General features: G+C 52.2%; 15 protein-coding genes. 14 read left to right on the top strand and 1 reads right to left on the bottom strand.

Annotation, left to right across the window (positions count from 1 at the left end):
• Positions 1 to 80: 80 nt before the first annotated feature.
• Complete coding sequence (locus tag AC6I8T_RS25285) at positions 81 to 980, bottom strand: LysR substrate-binding domain-containing protein (RefSeq protein ID WP_208726879.1); 900 nt, start codon at positions 978 to 980, stop codon at positions 81 to 83.
• Between the two features lie 302 nt (positions 981 to 1,282).
• On the opposite strand from AC6I8T_RS25285, the gene AC6I8T_RS25290 reads away from it, so the two are divergent.
• The 14 genes from AC6I8T_RS25290 (at position 1,283) to AC6I8T_RS25355 (ending at position 16,620) form a co-directional block, all read left to right on the top strand.
• Positions 1,283 to 1,819 (top strand): sugar dehydrogenase complex small subunit, encoded by a 537-nt coding sequence (locus AC6I8T_RS25290; RefSeq protein WP_036625989.1) that lies wholly within the window; start codon positions 1,283 to 1,285, stop codon positions 1,817 to 1,819.
• Positions 1,820 to 1,830: 11 nt separating this feature from the next.
• Positions 1,831 to 3,435 carry a GMC family oxidoreductase gene (locus AC6I8T_RS25295; protein ID WP_021183881.1) on the top strand — a complete coding sequence of 535 codons (1,605 nt, stop codon included), beginning with the start codon at positions 1,831 to 1,833 and terminating at the stop codon, positions 3,433 to 3,435.
• The gene (locus AC6I8T_RS25300) at positions 3,432 to 4,820 is read left to right on the top strand and encodes a c-type cytochrome (RefSeq protein WP_497834756.1); all 1,389 of its coding nucleotides are present in this window, start codon (positions 3,432 to 3,434) and stop codon (positions 4,818 to 4,820) included. Before AC6I8T_RS25295 ends, AC6I8T_RS25300 begins: the two co-directional genes overlap by 4 nt.
• 218 nt (positions 4,821 to 5,038) lie before the next feature.
• Positions 5,039 to 5,986: a LysR family transcriptional regulator gene (locus tag AC6I8T_RS25305; RefSeq protein ID WP_208726882.1), complete on the top strand. Its 948-nt coding sequence runs from the start codon at positions 5,039 to 5,041 to the stop codon at positions 5,984 to 5,986.
• A 120-nt stretch (positions 5,987 to 6,106) separates the two neighbouring features.
• Complete coding sequence (locus AC6I8T_RS25310) at positions 6,107 to 7,222, top strand: alkene reductase (RefSeq protein ID WP_497834757.1); 1,116 nt, start codon at positions 6,107 to 6,109, stop codon at positions 7,220 to 7,222.
• 49 nt (positions 7,223 to 7,271) lie between these two features.
• A complete protein-coding gene (locus tag AC6I8T_RS25315; protein ID WP_208726884.1) occupies positions 7,272 to 7,955 on the top strand; it encodes a type 1 glutamine amidotransferase domain-containing protein in 684 nt (227 codons plus the stop codon).
• 6 nt (positions 7,956 to 7,961) lie between these two features.
• Positions 7,962 to 8,822 (top strand): type 1 glutamine amidotransferase domain-containing protein, encoded by an 861-nt coding sequence (locus tag AC6I8T_RS25320; protein WP_208727082.1) that lies wholly within the window; start codon positions 7,962 to 7,964, stop codon positions 8,820 to 8,822.
• A 270-nt stretch (positions 8,823 to 9,092) separates the two neighbouring features.
• Positions 9,093 to 9,980 carry an SMP-30/gluconolactonase/LRE family protein gene (locus AC6I8T_RS25325; RefSeq protein ID WP_208726885.1) on the top strand — a complete coding sequence of 296 codons (888 nt, stop codon included), beginning with the start codon at positions 9,093 to 9,095 and terminating at the stop codon, positions 9,978 to 9,980.
• Between the two features lie 51 nt (positions 9,981 to 10,031).
• On the top strand, positions 10,032 to 11,198 hold the full coding sequence (locus tag AC6I8T_RS25330) for a mandelate racemase/muconate lactonizing enzyme family protein (protein ID WP_208726886.1): 1,167 nt from the start codon (positions 10,032 to 10,034) through the stop codon (positions 11,196 to 11,198).
• Positions 11,199 to 11,209: 11 nt separating this feature from the next.
• Positions 11,210 to 11,986 (top strand): SDR family NAD(P)-dependent oxidoreductase, encoded by a 777-nt coding sequence (locus tag AC6I8T_RS25335; protein ID WP_497834758.1) that lies wholly within the window; start codon positions 11,210 to 11,212, stop codon positions 11,984 to 11,986.
• A gap of 47 nt (positions 11,987 to 12,033) precedes the next feature.
• Positions 12,034 to 13,038, top strand: coding sequence for an ABC transporter substrate-binding protein (locus AC6I8T_RS25340; RefSeq protein WP_021183890.1), 1,005 nt, complete (start codon positions 12,034 to 12,036; stop codon positions 13,036 to 13,038).
• Positions 13,039 to 13,108: 70 nt separating this feature from the next.
• Positions 13,109 to 14,629 carry a sugar ABC transporter ATP-binding protein gene (locus tag AC6I8T_RS25345; protein WP_497834759.1) on the top strand — a complete coding sequence of 507 codons (1,521 nt, stop codon included), beginning with the start codon at positions 13,109 to 13,111 and terminating at the stop codon, positions 14,627 to 14,629.
• On the top strand, positions 14,626 to 15,606 hold the full coding sequence (locus AC6I8T_RS25350; protein WP_208726889.1) for an ABC transporter permease: 981 nt from the start codon (positions 14,626 to 14,628) through the stop codon (positions 15,604 to 15,606). The genes AC6I8T_RS25345 and AC6I8T_RS25350 overlap by 4 nt, the downstream gene beginning before the upstream one ends.
• Positions 15,607 to 15,612: 6 nt before the next feature.
• The gene (locus tag AC6I8T_RS25355) at positions 15,613 to 16,620 is read left to right on the top strand and encodes an ABC transporter permease (RefSeq protein WP_021183893.1); all 1,008 of its coding nucleotides are present in this window, start codon (positions 15,613 to 15,615) and stop codon (positions 16,618 to 16,620) included.
• Positions 16,621 to 16,659 lie beyond the last annotated feature (39 nt).

The following is a 16,659-nucleotide window of genomic DNA, read 5'->3' on the forward strand; positions in this document are numbered from 1 at the left end:
CAGGCTGATATGGCCAGTATGTTTAGCCTCCTGTTATCCGGGAACCATTGGGCTAGAACTGGCCATTTCGTGGCAGAGTATTATTTTGTCGAGTAGTTTCTGAAAAAATCAGTCATTAACTTCTGCACAGGATTGGTTTGATCATGATTCCAGACAAAAATTAGCTGAGTCAATGCGTTAGCATCCTCCAGCGGGCGGAAAACCACATTCCCAATACTATAGGAAATAATGTTTTCCGGAACCAGGCTGACAGCCATCCACGCATTGACCAGGCCAAGGCTATTATTTACCGCTGATACTCGCCATTCTATTCTTGGATTAAATCCGGCCTGATGGGAAAGTTGGATTAACGAGCCGCTTATGCCCTGAATATCCGGCTCCTGATAACTCACAAAGGATTCGTTTTCCAGATCCTTCATTGACAATGATTGTCGTGAGGCGAGGGGATGATTAGGTGACATCGCCACACAAAGCCTTTGCGCCGAGAATGTGCAATTGAGCGTTCCTTCCGGTAATAAAGGATAAGGCCCACGAATGATTGCCAAATCCACTTTTTGCTTACGAAGCAAGGTAAGTTGCTCTGGCATGGCGAGTTCGATCAGTTGTATTTCAATCGCCGGATAATGACTACGGAAGTCTTTTAAAAGATTGAGAAACTTCTCATCCAGCAGGGCCGTCCCCACATGACTTATCGTGACCTTTCCCATCTCTCCGGATGCGGCTTTTTTGGCCTTTTCAATGGCAAGTTTGTGATTCTCAAGTAACTCAATAACGCTCTGGTGATAATGTCTGCCCGCCGCAGAGAGACATATCCCCCTTCCGGCCGGTTGAAACAGGCGAAATCCCACTTCCAGCTCAAGTGCTTTTATTTGCTGACTGAGTGCTGATTGAGCAATTCCAAGTTTCTCAGCTGCCTTGCCATAATGTTCAATTTCGGCAAGACAGGTGAAATATTCTAATCTTTTTAACGTATCAGCCATCTTTTTCTCATAAGCATTTGCTTATCAAATTAACATTGTAGTTATCTGGATCACATTTTTTTATCAAATCATAATACTACCCACATGAAGACTAAGGGGACCATTTTGCATGAATGTGTCTGCCTGACCGACGTTGTGGGATGAAAACAATGCAATAACCAAATCAAAGCAATGTAACTTTAAGTGTCTGTTTTTCAGTTGTTTGTTCTGAATATGGACATGTATTGCTGCTCCTACAGCACATTACAATATTCAATAGATGCAAAAAGGCAAGTCTAAAAATTTAAGCAAGGCAAATTAATATGAGTATGTCGACTGACGTCAGTCCCGCTGGAAGAAGGCGATTCATCAAGCTTTTGGCAACAACCACGGTACTCGGTGCAACCAGCAGTTTACTTCCCGGACAGATGGCCTGGGCAATAGATGCTGGCATGCGTTCAAACCCCGTTTTTACCGCTTTTATGACCGTCTCTGAGATTATTTGCGGCTATCCCGAACTGGATAACGCACTTGGGCAGCGCATTTTTACCTTGATGCAAAGTCGCAATGCAGAATTAAAAAACCAGTTAGTGACACTTAATAAAATTCTGAATGCAGACATGCGTTCTGTTGATATGCAAAAGGCTTTACAGGGTGTTGATCAGAATACCCAGACGTTGTTCACCGATATTTTACGCGCCTGGCAATTAGGGATTGTGGGTAGCGGTAAAGAGGCGAAAGTGGTCGCGTATGAATATGCGCTGATGTACACCCCCATTGCCGATGTTGTGGTACTCCCGACCTACGCCAGAGGTGAACCGCATTACTGGGCCAAGCCGCCTGTCATTAAAAGCCTGTAAGAGAATAATTGATGAAAACAACGCATTCAGCCACCGTCGTCATCGTTGGCTCGGGGATTGCTGGCTCTCAGATCGCCCAAAAGTTACAGAAAGCGGGGATTGATACCCTGATGCTGGAAGCGGGCCCGCGTATCGAAAGATGGAAAATCGTAGAAAACTACCGTAATTCTCCGTTCAAAGGCGATTTTCAGTCACCTTATCCACCGACGCAACATGCACCTCACCCGCAATATTCACCCCAGGATAACGACTATTTTATTCAGTATGGTCCGGAGCCTTACAAGGCGGGATACCTGCGTGTCGCGGGCGGTACCACCTGGCACTGGTCGGCTCAGGCATGGCGTTTATTGCCCAATGATATGAAGCTCAAAACACTTTATGGTGTCGGGCGCGACTGGCCAATCAGCTACGATGATCTGGAACCCTATTACTACGAGTCAGAAGTTGAGATGGGCGTTGGTGGTCCCGACGATACCGGATCCCCGCGCAGTAAACCTTATCCGCAGCCCCCGCTGCCGTTGTCTGACTTTGACAAGGCCTTCAAGAAGGTGGTCGATCAGAATGGCTATCACCTGATCACCGAACCGGCTGCGCGTAACACCCAACCGTTTGATGGCCGTCCTGCCTGCTGCGGTAACAGTAACTGCATGCCCATCTGCCCGATTGAAGCGCAATACACCGGCGAGACGGCTTTGCGTAAAGCAGAACGTGCTGGCTCGCTGTTGGTGCCGAACGCGGTGGTTTATAAAATCGAGCACGATGAAAAGGGCAATATCACCTCGGTGCTGTACAAAGATCCTAACGGTGAAAGCTTCCGCGTCACCGGGAAAATTTTCGTGCTGGCCGCCAATGCCATCGAAACCCCGAAATTGATGCTGATCTCCAAAAGTGATAAGTACCCGAACGGTATCGGCAACACCACCGATAACGTCGGACGTCACCTGATGGACCATCCGGGCACATCCGTTTACTTCCTCAGCAAAGAGCCGATGTGGCCGGGACGTGGCCCGATGCGTCTTAGCTGCATTAACAATCTGCGCGACGGTGCGTTCCGTTCTGAATACTCCGCCATGAAGATTAACCTGGGTAACTACTCTCCGACGCTGGCCGTCAGTAATTATCTGTTAAGCAAGGGAATCTCAGGTAAAGAGCTGCCCGCTATGGTGCGCGACTATGCATCGCGTTGGGTCGCAGTGAATACCTTTTTCGACATTCTGCCAGACCGAAATAACCGAATTGTGGCGGTTGAGGACAGAAAAGATGCCCTCGGTATTCCAAAACCGGGCGTGCATTATTTTATCAACGATTACATCAATAAAGCCCGTGATGTCGCGCATCAGCACTTCGATCACATTGCCAGCCTGTTTGGTGGCACAGAAGTTCGCCACGATGATAAGTATTTCAATAACAACCATATTATGGGTACGCTGATCATGGGCAATGATGCAAATGATTCAGTCGTTGATGCGGATTTACGTACACACGATCACCAGAATCTGTTTGTCGCTTCCAGTGGTGTGATGGCAAGCGCCGGCACCGTCAACTGTACGCTGACACTCTCCGCTCTGGCGATGAGACTGGCGGATAAACTGATCGAGGAGTGTAAACACGTATGATGCGCTTATCACTCAGAGCATCGTTACTGATGGCTCCCCTGGCTGGCCTGTTTTTCTGTTCTGCAAGTTTTGCCGCTGGCGCGCCGCAGGATTTAATCCGGCAGGGCGAATATCTCAGCAAAGCGTCTGACTGTGAGGTATGCCATACCGCACCCGGTGGGACGACGTTTGCCGGTGGGTTAGCGTTCAAAACCCCGTTTGGCGTGATTTACTCTTCGAATATCACCCCGGACAAAAGCACCGGTATTGGTCGCTGGACGGAACAACAGTTCAGCAATGCACTGAAACACGGGATCCGCGCCGACGGGAAAAATCTCTATCCGGCCATGCCTTACACGTCATACTCGAAGCTGACTGACGCTGATATTCATGCGATGTATGCGTATTTTATGGCGATCCAGGGGGTTAACCATAATCCGCCGGAAAACGAAATGGGCTTCCCGTATAACCAGCGTCTGGCGCTCAAGGGGTGGAATTTAATCAATTTCCACTACAAACCTTTTGAAGACGATCCGCAGCAATCTGCCGAATGGAACCGCGGGAAATACGTCGCTACGGCGCTTGGACATTGTGAGGAGTGCCATACACCACGTAACCTCGCAATGGGACTGAGTAACAAAGCCTACGCCGGGGCGATGGTCGATGGCTGGGAGGCGTTTAACATCTCATCAGATAAAGTGTCGGGCATTGGCAACTGGAGCCATGACGATCTGATGCAATATCTACGTACCGGGGCACTGCCCGGCAAGGCTACCACCGGCGGCGGTATGGCTGATGTTATCTCGCACAGCTTGCGTTTCCTGACCCCGGAAGATATGAGCGCGCTGGCGACCTATATCAAAAGTGTGCCGGCACAGCAGACATCCTCCCGCAACCGCTCGGCTGCCGGTCAGGATGCGCAAAGCAATATCACACAGGATGTGCGTGGTATGCCGATTGATGATGCTGCGCCTTCTGGTGCAATGTTATATAACGGTAACTGTGCGAGCTGCCACGGTACTGCCGGGCAGGGTATTGGCGAAAATAGATACTACCCCTCATTGTCGCAAAACAGTGTTGTTGGTTCCGATAAGCCGAACAATCTGGTGCAGGTGATACTGCATGGGATAGACCGTGAGAATGGGGCAGGGGATCACATTGTCATGCCGGGATTCGGTGACAATCTGACCGATGCACAGATCGCCACGTTAACCAACTATGTGCGCAATCAATACGGCAACGGCGGAGATAATGTTGACGCTGCTGCGGTGAAAACCTTGCGTGACAATAATGTCACCGTTATCCCGGGTTATTTGCTGATCGCGGGTGGCGGAGTGGGCGCACTGATCGTTATTGCCCTTGTTGTTTATTTCCGTCGCAGAGGAAAACTGCGCCAGATAAGTTAATTTATCAAAATAGACGTAGCAGGTAATTGCTCACGTTAATGGGTCAGTGATATTCACTGGCCCATTTTTTTGTTCAGGAAGCGCATCTCCTCTGCGGATAAATTTAACCTGACTAAATATTTATGATGCAATATTCTTTTTTCCCAGGTTATGCTTCCTCACAGCGTCAAATGGGTATTCTTCGCTCATTTCTAAACATTCATCCATGCTGGTAAAAAATGAAACAGGATTTGCAGGCGTTAGATTTTAATCTTCTCAAAGCCCTGAACGCGCTGCTGGAACAGCGCAGTGTGACACGGGCGGCAGAACAGTTATCGCTTTCGCAGCCTGCTGTGAGCCTGATGCTGACAAGGTTACGTGAATACTTCGGCGACCCGCTTTTTGTCAGGGGGCAACGGGGAATGATCCCCACCAACAGAGCGATGGAACTCGCTTTGCCTGTCAGTCAGATTCTGTCGAATATCGCGCTTTTATCGCAGCCCGCAGAGTTCGATACCGACACCGCGAAAATGGATATCACCGTGGCAGCAACAGATTACGCGTTGAAAGCCGTGGTTTTACCCTTTATGTCAGTATTGAAAAAGCGCGCACCAGGCATTCGCCTGGCTGTCATTCCGGTTGATGCAGAACGAATGTCCGGTCAGTTTGAGCGGGGTGATATCGACATTGCGCTCGTCAGACATGATGCAACCCCAGAGGAGCTACATTTCAGAACATTATATCAGGAACGCTATGTCTGCATGATGCGAGCGGATCATCCGGTCGCCACCAAAAACGCGCTGACACTGGATGATTTCTGCGAACCTGAACATGTCATCGTGTCTTCGACCGGGCAATTCCAGGATGACATTGATCAACGGTTGGCTGAAAAAGGATACCACCGCCGGATCGGTATGGCGGTAAACAGCTATGTCGTGCTACCCGAGGTGTTACGCACGACGGATATGATTGCTGTTGTCCCTTACCGCCTGACCTGTGCTTATGACTTTCTTGCCCGGTTTGAGTTACCGTTAGACGTGCCGGGGTTCAATCTTACGATGGCCTGGCATGAACGTTCTCACCGCGATGTGGCCCATCAGTGGATTCGCGCCTTATTGTTTGAGGTTGGCCAAAGGCCGAATATCTTATCCCTGACGTCTGAACCCCACCTGGTTTCTGGCGTGTAGTCGAAAATCCCCGTTCTGATATAAGTTATCAATATAGTCGTTATAGAGAATACGATGTTTTACATATAGCAAACTCTCGCTATTCTCCTGGTCTTTCCAACTCAGAAGATGGAAACACTAATGACAAGTCTTTTTGATGGCTACCAGTTAGCGGGGAATACCCTTAAAAACCGGGCGGTCATGGCTCCCATGACCCGCGCTCGTGCGCCGGGCAATATACCGACCGAAGCGACAGCACGTTACTATGCACAACGCACCGATGCTGGATTGATTGTGACGGAAGGAACGCCGATCTCCCAGGAGGGCAATGGCTTTGTCGATTGTCCCGGTATCTGGAACGATGAGCAAATTGCCGGCTGGCAACAGGTTACGCAGCGTGTTCATGACGGTGGCAGCCTGATTTTTACGCAAATCTGGCACGTCGGTCGCATCAGTCATACTTCTCTTCAGAAGAATGGTCAGCCCCCTGTCAGCTCCACGGCGGTCCAGGCGGCGAAGAGTTCAGCCTTTGGATTTAATGATGCCGGAGAGCCGGATTTTGTTATTGCCAGCAAACCCCATGCACTCACCACGGAAGAAGTGAAACGGGTGGTTAAAGATTTCGCCCACGCCGCTGTCAACGCAGTAAAAGCTGGATTTGATGGTGTCGAAATTCACGGTGCAAATGGTTATTTGGTTGAGCAGTTTCTGAATGGTGCGGTGAATGACCGCCAGGATCGTTATGGTTCTGACACGCTGGAGAACCGCCTGCGATTTGCGCTTGAAGTTGTTGACGCCTGTATAGCCAAAATCGGTGCTGACCGCGTGGGTATCCGGCTATCACCCTTTGGGCGTTTGCATGAGCTGGGGGATTTTGCCGAAGAAGAAGAAACGTTTTTGGCACTGGCGCATGAACTCAGTCATCGCAATATCGCCTATATCCATATTATGGATCAAGCCAGCCGTGGCGCACCTGCGATGCCCGATGGTTTTCTTGAAAAATTCCGTCAGGCTTATAATGGAACATTAATCCTTGCGGGGGGTATGGACCTGAATAAAGCCAACGAGATGATTAATAATAATATTATTGATCTGGCTGCATTCGGTGCGAAATATATCTCCAATCCCGATTTGGTTGAACGTTATCGTCATGGCTGGCCAGTGAGTGAACCCGACCATAAATATTATTATGGTGGAACGGAGCAGGGATATACAGATTATCCCACCTTCAGTGGTGCAACGACTATTAAGCTGTAACCTGATATCACACCGATTTAAATTAATTAATGACGTAATGGAGTAAACCATGTCAGCTATTAAACCCGTATTATTTGTTTTGACCAGCCACAAAGATCTGGGAAAAGGCCACGACGATTCCGGATTCTATCTGCCTGAATTAACCCACCCGCTTCATGTGCTTGATGAGGCCGGGATCGCCACCGAGTTTGCTTCAATCCTGGGGGGAGAACCGCCGGTTTATGGCATCGACCTCGAAGACAAAATCAATAAACATTACTGGGAAAACCCGGCATTCCGGGAAAATATCCGCAACACTCTCACCCTGGATAAAGCGGACAGCAGCAAATATAGCGCCATCATGTACGTTGGCGGTCATGGTGTGATGTGGGACTTCCCGGATAGCAACGCGGTTAAACATATTACAAAAGAGATGTATGAGAATGGCCAGATCGTCGCCGCCGTTTGTCATGGCCCGGCTGCTCTGGTGAATGTGAAACTCAGCGATGGCTCGTACCTTGTAGCGGGTAAAAATGTAGCGGCCTTTACCGATACCGAAGAGCAGGAAGTCGGCATGGCGGATACGGTTCCTTTTCTGCTGGAATCTACTTTGAAACAGCGTGGTGCACATCATCACGGTGTGGCGAACTGGCACGAAAAAGTGGTGGTGGACGGAAACCTGATTACAGGCCAGAACCCGCAGTCGGCAACAGGTGTGGGTAAAGCCATTCTCAACGCCTTGAAGGGTAACTGAGATTTAATCGTTATGATGAAGAAAATGCTGCTGGCTGTGGCATTAACCACGGCCAGTTCCTGGGCTTCTGCTGCTCATGTCCTTGTCGTGCTTTCAGATGCAGATCAGCTTGAACTGCAAGGTGGAAAAGTTCATCCGACGGGATTCTTTCTTAATGAGCTGATGCAGCCGGTCAAACTGCTGCTTGACGCCGGGGATACTTTGACATTTGCAACGCCCTTAGGGAAAGCGCCAACTATGGACAAAGTCTCCGTCAATGCGAAAGATTTTGGCGGGGATGAAAAGGCACTGGAGACACACCTCAAGCTGCTCGACAGTCTTAAGCTGACCGATCCGGTGCACTCGCCTGTGATCAGCTTATCCCGGGTTGAGCAGATTGGTTATAGCCACTTTGATGCGGTATTTGTTCCTGGCGGTCATGCGCCAATGCAGGATCTGCCTGGCAGCCCGGAAATGGGTAAGCTGTTACGTGCTTTCCATCAGGCGGGTAAACCGACCGTGCTGCTCTGTCATGGACCTGTCGCACTGATTTCCGCATTACCTGAGGCGAAGAGTTACCTTCAGCGCCTGGAAAAGCATTCGGGGGCAAAAGCGCAAGGCTGGATTTATTCCGGATATCGGATGACGTCATTCACTAACGCGGAAGAAGATGCCAGTGCCGCGGTGCTTGAGGAGGGGAAAATGAAATTTACCCCGCAGACAGCACTGACCAATGCCGGGGCAATATTTATCTCTGCTCCGCAAAAATGGCAAAGTCATGTTGTGGAAGACAGGGAGCTGATTACGGGTCAAAACCCGGCATCTGCACTTGAACTGGGCAAGCGCCTGGTTGCAAAACTTTCTGATGTGAAAGATCAGAAACGGTAAATCTCTCACTCATGGCACTGACATAGCCAAAAATTGAAAGCGTCCTCTCTCACCGTATAATTTTTCCCGGTATGAGAGGGGCGTTCTGCGACTGACGCACATTTCACCGGTTTCGCCCCCTCCTGAGCATCTGACCACCTTGCTGTTCCCCGCATAAAAAATCGCCATCACGATCACATTTATCACAAGTTGTTCACAAATTGACTTGCCTGATATATCAGATTTGATACTTACTATATCTAACATGTCACCTGATCGGATAATTTAGCGATGCAACTTACCGAGTCACCTCAAGTCATTCTTGACTGCCAAAACGTGTTGGGTGAAAGCATCCTCTGGGATGACCGAACCAACCAGCTTTGGTGGACGAATATTCATGCCCGTGAAGTGTGGTGCTGGGCACCCGGACAGCAAATATCTCCACGTATCTATGCTATGCAACAGCGGGTTGGGGCCATTGCGTTATGTGAAGGACCGGGGATTGCGCTGGCGCTGGAAAAAGGGTTTGGGATGATGGATACCGCTACTGGCGCGGTTGAATGGTGCGCGGATGTTGAGTCTGCCGTGCCTGACACCCGGCTCAATGATGGTCGGGTGGATCCCGCCGGACGTTTTCTCTGCGGCGGGATGCATGAAGGCTCACCACAGTTGCCGCATTCCGCGCTTTGGCGCTGGGAAGGCAACAACCAGGTCAGCCTGTGTTTGCCACATGTGTCATGTGCAAACTCACTTTGCTGGAGCCCGGATGGTAAAACCCTGTATTTCACCGATATGCCGGAGGGCACCATCAACGCCTATCCCTATAACCCGGACACCGGTGAAGTCGGTGAACCACGCCTGTTTGCCGACCTTGCCGAACAGCCTGGTCTGGCTGATGGATCAGTGGTGGATGAAGAAGGGTACTTGTGGAATGCGCAATGGGGTGGGGCGCGTATCGTGCGTTATTCGCCGGACGGTGCCATCGATCGCATTGTCTCTCTCCCGATCGACAACCCGACCTGCCTGACATTCGGTGGCCCCCAGCGGGATGTGTTGTTTATTACTTCCGCCTGGTGGGGGCTAACCGAGGATCAGCGCCAGCAGCAGCCCTTCGCTGGCAGTGTCTTTGCTTTCAGGCCTGGCGTCCGGGGGCAGCGAGAACACCGGTTTCATCGTTAACGCGCTGCACCGCGCAGCGTTCTGCCACTTTCCTTCATGAGTAACTTATCAATGAAAATAACATCAGTGACGTCTCATCTTTTGCGTGTGCCGCTGGGCGATAAAACGTTCTATTCATCGCAGGCGGCCTTTCCGGAAAGAAACAGCTATCTGGTGCGGATCGAAACCGATACCGGGTTAGTCGGCTGGGGAGAAGGGGGGCAATATGGGCCAGCGCAACCGGTCGCCGCAGTGGTTGACCACGTTTTCACCCCACGGATCCTCGGGCGCGATCCCTGCGAGCCGGTACGTATCTGGGAGGAGCTGTACGCCTTTTCACGGGATTTCGGTCAGCGAGGCACCTATATAGAAGCGCTTTCTGCCATTGATATCGCGCTGTGGGATATCGCCGGGCAGGCGGCAGGGTTGCCGGTGTGGAAATTACTGGGTGGGCGCTTTCGCGACAAAATCACCGCCTACGCCACCGGGTGTTATTACCCGGAAAGTTTCCATGATTTGCCCTCAATTTTAACCTCCTTGCAGGCTGAGGCCGCAGGCTATGCCAATGCCGGATTCGGTTTGCTAAAGGTCAAGATTGGGTTGCTATCGCTGGAAGATGACATTGCCCGGCTGCGTACCATCAGAGAAGCAGTTGGCCCGCATATTGGTTTGCTTGTGGATGCTAATCACGCCTACAACGCGGCGACCGCCGTGCGTATGGGACGGATGATGCAGGAACTGGGGGTCTTGTTTTTTGAAGAACCCGTGGTGCCCGAGGATCGCGACGGTTACCGCAAGGTACGCGCTGAAAACCCGATTGCGGTAGCAGGTGGAGAGTGTGAATTCACCCGTTATGGCTTCCGTGATTTTATCGCGGGTGGTTGTGTGGACATTGTTCAACCCGATCTGGCCGTCTGCGGCGGCTTCACCGCCTTCACGCAAATCCTGGCGCTGGCTAACAGTTGGGGCGTAGCCACCGTGCCGCATGTGTGGGGTTCAGGTATCGCCGTCGCTGCCGCGTTGCAGGCTGTCGCAATTATTCCGCCTTTCCCGTTTACCGCGAATGGACTCCCTCTACTAAATCAGCCTGTGATTGAGTTCGATCGTAAACATAACCCGTTGCGTGATGACCTGCTTCACCAGCGTTTTGAGCTGGTTGATGGTTGTCTGGCCGTGCCTGATGCGCCAGGACTGGGCGTCACGGTGCGCAACGACATTCTTAGCCAGTTTTCATATTGAGGAGATCAACCATGAGATATCAGGGAAAAAACGTGCTTATCACCGGTGCCGCCGCCGGGTTGGGTCAGGTTATCGCCACCTCCTATGCGCGCGAAGGGGCCAGCATTGCCATTATCGATTTTGCCGATGCCAGTGATTCCGTGGCAAAAGTGCAGGCACTGGGTCAGAAAGCCGTGGCGTTTCAGGCCGATGTTCGTGACCAGGCTGCCGTTCAGGACGCAATGCAACAGGCGGCCGCATTCTTTGAAGGACGTATTGATGTGCTGATTAACAATGCCGGTTTTAACGGGCATTACAATCTGGTGGAAAACATGCCGTTGGCACAATGGCGTGAAACGCTGGATATCAATCTTACCGGCACCATGCTGGTGACGCAGGCGGTAATCCCGCATATGCGAGCCAGCGGTGGTGGCGCTATTGGTATCACCGCCTCTAATGTGGCTCGCCGGGGATTACCTTATCGTGCCGACTACGTCTGTTCAAAATGGGCACTGCTGGGGCTGAATCAAACGCTCGCACTGGAGTTGGTCAATGACCACATCCGCGTCAACGCTGTCTGTCCGGGGCCGATTGAAGGTGATCGCATTGAAGACGTGATGGTGCGTCAGGCCGAAGCCGAAGGTAAGAGTCTGAGTGACATGCGTAAAGCCTGGAAGGATGCGGCCCCGATGAAGCGCTTTGTCACTGCTGATGAAGTGACGGCCGCCATGATGTTTCTCACCAGCGACGCCGCCAGTGCGATGACCGGTCAGGCATTAAATGTCACCGGTGGATTCTTGATGACCTGAGAACAACTTCCCAACACCAAACCTACCCTACACCCGAGGAAGTCAAAATGAAAAATACAACAACATACGCCCTCGCTGGCGCAATGACGCTCGCCCTGCTTTCAGCTTCTGCTGCCAGTTGGGCAAAAGAACTGGTGGCGTTTTCCCAGGCTGGTATGGAAAACGAATGGCGCGTCATGGACACCAAAGATATGGAAAAAACCTTCAAGGATGCGGGTTACGACTTTGTCTGGACCAACGCAAATTCCGATCCCGCCAAACAGATCTCCGATATTGAAGATTTGCTGGCGCGCAAACCGGCGTTGTTAATCGTGGCCCCTATCGAGTATGAGCCGCTGGCACCGGTGCCGGATATGGCCACCAAGGCAGATGTGCCATTGATTGTGGTGGACAGGGCACTTCCCGGAGAACCCGGTAAAGGCAAGTGGCTCGCGCTCCTCACCACCAATTTTGTCGATACCGGTGAGCTGGTGGCGAAAGACGTGGTGAAAGGATTGACCGAGAAGAACGGCGCACCCAAAGGCAACTTGCTGCATATCACCGGCAACAAAGGCGCATCGCCGGTGGTTGACGAACAAAAAGGGCTGGATAACGTCCTGAGTAAGTATCCCGATATTAAATTCGTCGCCAGCTGCGACGGACTTTATTCGCGAGAACCCGGGCGCAAGTGTGTGGAAGACCTGTTCCAGGCTTTCCCGAAAGGCAAAATTGACGGCATCGTGTTTGACAGTGATGACATGATGATTGGCGGTATCCAGGCCATCAAAGCGGCAGGCCGAAACGAGTTACTGGGCTATCTGTGGGGCAAAGATGGCACGGTTGATGGCCTGCAAGCCATGATCAACGGTGAGGCGCGTTTTAGCGTACAAACGCCGCCGTTCTTTGGCGAAAAAGCTCTGGAGGTCTTCAAGCTGTTCCGTGCGGGCAAACCGATTGAACCGAAGACGCAATACGTGCCTAAAGAGATTTTCCAGCGCGATACCGATCAACATCGGGCGCGTTTACCGCTGCGTATCCAGGAGTTGAAGGCAATGGGTGTCGGCTGCTGCTGACCCCGTTAATGGCAGGTAGCCAAGTGGGCTGCCTGCTTTCCTCATTGGCGACAACACCTGGAACTGCACTATGCAACCTCACATGCAACCACTGGCCAGACTTGAAGCTATAAAAAAGACCTATCCTGGCGTGAAAGCGTTAAGTGGAATCGATTTTGACGTTTTAGCGGGCGAGATCCATTGTCTGGTGGGCGAGAACGGCGCGGGTAAATCGACGCTGATGCGCGTTCTGACCGGCGCAACACAACCGGACAGTGGCACCATCTTTATTGACGAGAAACCTACCGTTCTGGATGCCAAAACCCGGCTCGATCACGGGATTGGTATTGTCTGGCAGGAGCTGGATCTGATCCCTGCCATGAGCGTGGCGGAAAACATCTATATCGGCCATGAACCGATGCTGAGTATGGGGCGCGTTGATCATGCCGCCTTACGCGACAACACCCGGAAACTGCTGAGCAATTTTGACCTTAACGTGTCCCCCGATACGCGGGTGGATCGCCTGGCTCCGGCCCAGCAGCAACTGGTGCAGATTGCCAAAGCGCTCAGCCATAATAACCGTATCCTGATCCTCGATGAGCCAACCGCTTCGCTCACCGACAATGAGGTCGCGAACCTGTTTGTGCTGTTACGTAAGTTGCGGCAACAGGGATTGGGGATTGTTTATATCTCTCACCGGCTGGAAGAGCTGACCGCAATTGGCGACCGTCTCACCGTGCTGCGCGACGGACATTACATTTTGACGGCCGATGTTGCCGCGCTCAGTCACAGCGACATCATTAAAGCGATGGTTGGACGACCGCTGGCCGAGCAGTTCCCCCGAGGTTCCCGTAAAACGGCGGAGGTCGGATTACAGGTCTCCGGGTTGGGGCGCCACGGTGAATTTGCAGAGATAAACTTCAGCGTTAATAAAGGCGAAGTGCTGGCTATCGCGGGGATTATTGGTGCCGGACGTAGTGAGCTACTCGAAACCCTGTTTGGCCTGCGTAAGGCGGATAACGGCAGCATTGCCATCGACGGTAAGCCGGTCAATATACGCCATCCACGGGACGCGGTCCGGCTGGGCCTGGGACTGGTGCCAGAGGAACGCCGCGAAAGTGGTCTTGTCCTCAACCGCGCCATCAACGACAACCTTATCTATCCCATCATCAATCGGTTGGGCAATGTCCTGCATTTCAGCCGCAGCCAAATGCGCGCGGTCAGCGATCGCCTTATCAAGCAGTTAGCCATTAAAGCCCCATCAGGGCAGGCGAAGGCGGGGAGCTTATCTGGCGGTAATCAGCAAAAAATCGTCATCGGTAAATGGCTGGCAGCCGGTGTGAAGGTGTTATTGCTGGACGAGCCGACGCGCGGGGTAGATGTGAATGCCAAAGCCGAAATCTACCGTCTGATTGACGAACTGGCGCAAACCGGCGTCACCGTGGTGGTGGTGTCCTCTGAATTACCCGAGGTACTGGGCATTTCCGATCGCGTCCTGGTGATTGCGCAAGGTCGTCAGACGGCGCTACTCAACACCGCGGAAACCAGTCAGGAAGAGATTATGTCTTTTGCGGTGGCTGCCACCAGCATGCCGCAACCGGAGGAAGCATGAATTCGACGACCTTTAACAAAAAGGAGACGCTGACCCTGGAACGTCTCCCCGGTGAAAGTATACTCAGGAAGTTGTTTTCTGCCTGGGCGCTGGTGTTTATCTGGGTGGCAATGGCGATTGTGGCTTCGATCATCTCGCCGGTTTTTCTCACCAGTATCAACCTCAGTAACATTCTCAACCAGGCGTCGATACTCGGCATTCTGGCGTGCGCCCAGTTTCTGGTGGTGCTGGTCGGCGGTTTCGATCTTTCCGTCGCGGCCATTCTGGCGCTCTCCTCGGTGATCTTTGCCAGTACGGTTCCGGTTTCAACCGGGTTGGGCATGATGTCAGGCTGCCTGGCTGGCGCAGCGTTGGGTCTGCTCAGTGGTATTGCTGTCACATGGGGCCGTGTGCCGCCAATGATTGCCACCCTGAGCGTAATGGGTATTGCGCGCGGTCTGGCATTCGTGGTGTCGGAGAAAAGCGTTGCGGTGCCGATGGCTAAACTGGCCGCTTACAAATTCAGTTTTTCCGTGCTTTCCCTGCCGGTGCTGACCTGGCTGATAGCGGCGTGCTTACTTTACTGGATGCTGCGGTCACTGCGGTTTGGCCGAAATCTGTATGCCATTGGTGGCAATGAACGTGCCGCCAGTCTGGCGGGGATCGGTGTGCGAACCCATAAAATCATTGTTTACACCCTGGCCGGTGCGCTCTCCGCGCTGGCCGGGCTGATGCTGGTGGTGCGCACTTCATCCGGGGTTCCCCATGTGGGACAAGGCTGGGAGCTGGATTCGATCGCGGCGATCGTCATCGGTGGCACACGCTTGTTTGGTGGTGAAGGCAATATCCTCAAGGCGATGATGGGGGTGATTATTTATCAAACCATCGCCAATGTGATGAACCTGGCGAGCCTCGATCCCTTCTATCAGGACATTGTGAAAGCGCTGGTCATTATCACCGTGGTCGGCGCGACGGTCATGCGTGCAGAAAAGGTGTAGGAGAAGATGATGACAACGCAAACGGCGAAAACGGGCCTGAATCTGCGCAATCCGGCCTTCTGGCAAGACAACGGCACGGTGGTGGTATTGATCGCTTTTATCATCCTGGCGACTGCGGTATCCGGGGGCGTTTTTATCCGGCCCGATAACTTAATCACCATTGCTTACCAGGCATCGATTGTGGGTGTGCTGGTTCTGGGACAATCATTGGTGGTGATCTCTGGCGGCCTGGATCTCTCTATGGTCGGCATTTTGATCCTATCAGCGGTGATCATGGGCGGAGCCGGCTCGGAACAACAATCGATGATGCTGCTGGGCGGCTTGCCTTATATCGGTTTATGGCCAGCGATTATCGCCGGATTTCTGACGGCCTTACTGTTTGGTTTGCTGAACGGGCTGATGGTCACGCGGCTGCATATTCCTGCGTTCATTGCCACACTGGCCAGCACATTGCTGCTGGGAGGCATCATTCTGCTCACCACCGGCGGAGCGCCGATTTATTACCCTGATCCTTTTTTCACCCACTTCGGCAATAGCATTTGGCTTGGGCTACCTGCACCCATTTATCTGTTTATCGCCATGACGCTGATAACCTGGTGGATGCTGAATCGCACCCGTTTTGGCAGAAAACTTTACGCTATCGGCGCGAATGCGCGTGCCAGCCATTACTCAGGCGTGGCCGTGAACAACGTGCGGCTGTGCGTGTATATGCTGAGCGGGCTGGCGGCTGGGGTGGCGGGCTTCATGTTCCTGAGTCGTACCGGGTATATTGCCGCCGCGTCGGGCGGGGATATGCTGATGACCACCATCGCCTCGCTGGTGGTGGGCGGCATCAGTTTGTCTGGCGGCTTTGGTGGCATCAAACATGCGATTTCGGGTGTTCTGCTACTGGCTGCGCTCAGTAATTTAATGAATATCCTGCTGATTTCGCCCTATGTGCAAAATGCGATCAACGGCTTTGTTATTCTTATCGCGGTGTCGGTGTACAGCCATATCCACCACGACCGCGCGTAACAGAAAATGGGTGGACTTGTTTCACCCAGAATCGCTACG

This window comes from Pantoea sp. X-Soil-OKNW-556, assembly GCF_059730695.1.

What these genes read in the sequence shown, in the direction of transcription:
- AC6I8T_RS25300 (WP_497834756.1), top strand. Translation starts at nt 3,432, where the DNA reads ATGATGCGCTTATCACTCAGAGCATCGTTACTGATGGCTCCCCTGGCT.
- AC6I8T_RS25345 (WP_497834759.1), top strand. Translation starts at nt 13,109, where the DNA reads ATGCAACCTCACATGCAACCACTGGCCAGACTTGAAGCTATAAAAAAG.
- AC6I8T_RS25290 (WP_036625989.1), top strand. Translation starts at nt 1,283, where the DNA reads ATGAGTATGTCGACTGACGTCAGTCCCGCTGGAAGAAGGCGATTCATC.
- AC6I8T_RS25325 (WP_208726885.1), top strand. Translation starts at nt 9,093, where the DNA reads ATGCAACTTACCGAGTCACCTCAAGTCATTCTTGACTGCCAAAACGTG.
- AC6I8T_RS25355 (WP_021183893.1), top strand. Translation starts at nt 15,613, where the DNA reads ATGATGACAACGCAAACGGCGAAAACGGGCCTGAATCTGCGCAATCCG.
- AC6I8T_RS25295 (WP_021183881.1), top strand. Translation starts at nt 1,831, where the DNA reads ATGAAAACAACGCATTCAGCCACCGTCGTCATCGTTGGCTCGGGGATT.
- AC6I8T_RS25340 (WP_021183890.1), top strand. Translation starts at nt 12,034, where the DNA reads ATGAAAAATACAACAACATACGCCCTCGCTGGCGCAATGACGCTCGCC.
- AC6I8T_RS25335 (WP_497834758.1), top strand. Translation starts at nt 11,210, where the DNA reads ATGAGATATCAGGGAAAAAACGTGCTTATCACCGGTGCCGCCGCCGGG.
- AC6I8T_RS25305 (WP_208726882.1), top strand. Translation starts at nt 5,039, where the DNA reads ATGAAACAGGATTTGCAGGCGTTAGATTTTAATCTTCTCAAAGCCCTG.
- AC6I8T_RS25330 (WP_208726886.1), top strand. Translation starts at nt 10,032, where the DNA reads ATGAAAATAACATCAGTGACGTCTCATCTTTTGCGTGTGCCGCTGGGC.
- AC6I8T_RS25350 (WP_208726889.1), top strand. Translation starts at nt 14,626, where the DNA reads ATGAATTCGACGACCTTTAACAAAAAGGAGACGCTGACCCTGGAACGT.
- AC6I8T_RS25315 (WP_208726884.1), top strand. Translation starts at nt 7,272, where the DNA reads ATGTCAGCTATTAAACCCGTATTATTTGTTTTGACCAGCCACAAAGAT.
- AC6I8T_RS25310 (WP_497834757.1), top strand. Translation starts at nt 6,107, where the DNA reads ATGACAAGTCTTTTTGATGGCTACCAGTTAGCGGGGAATACCCTTAAA.
- AC6I8T_RS25285 (WP_208726879.1), bottom strand. Translation starts at nt 980, where the DNA reads ATGGCTGATACGTTAAAAAGATTAGAATATTTCACCTGTCTTGCCGAA.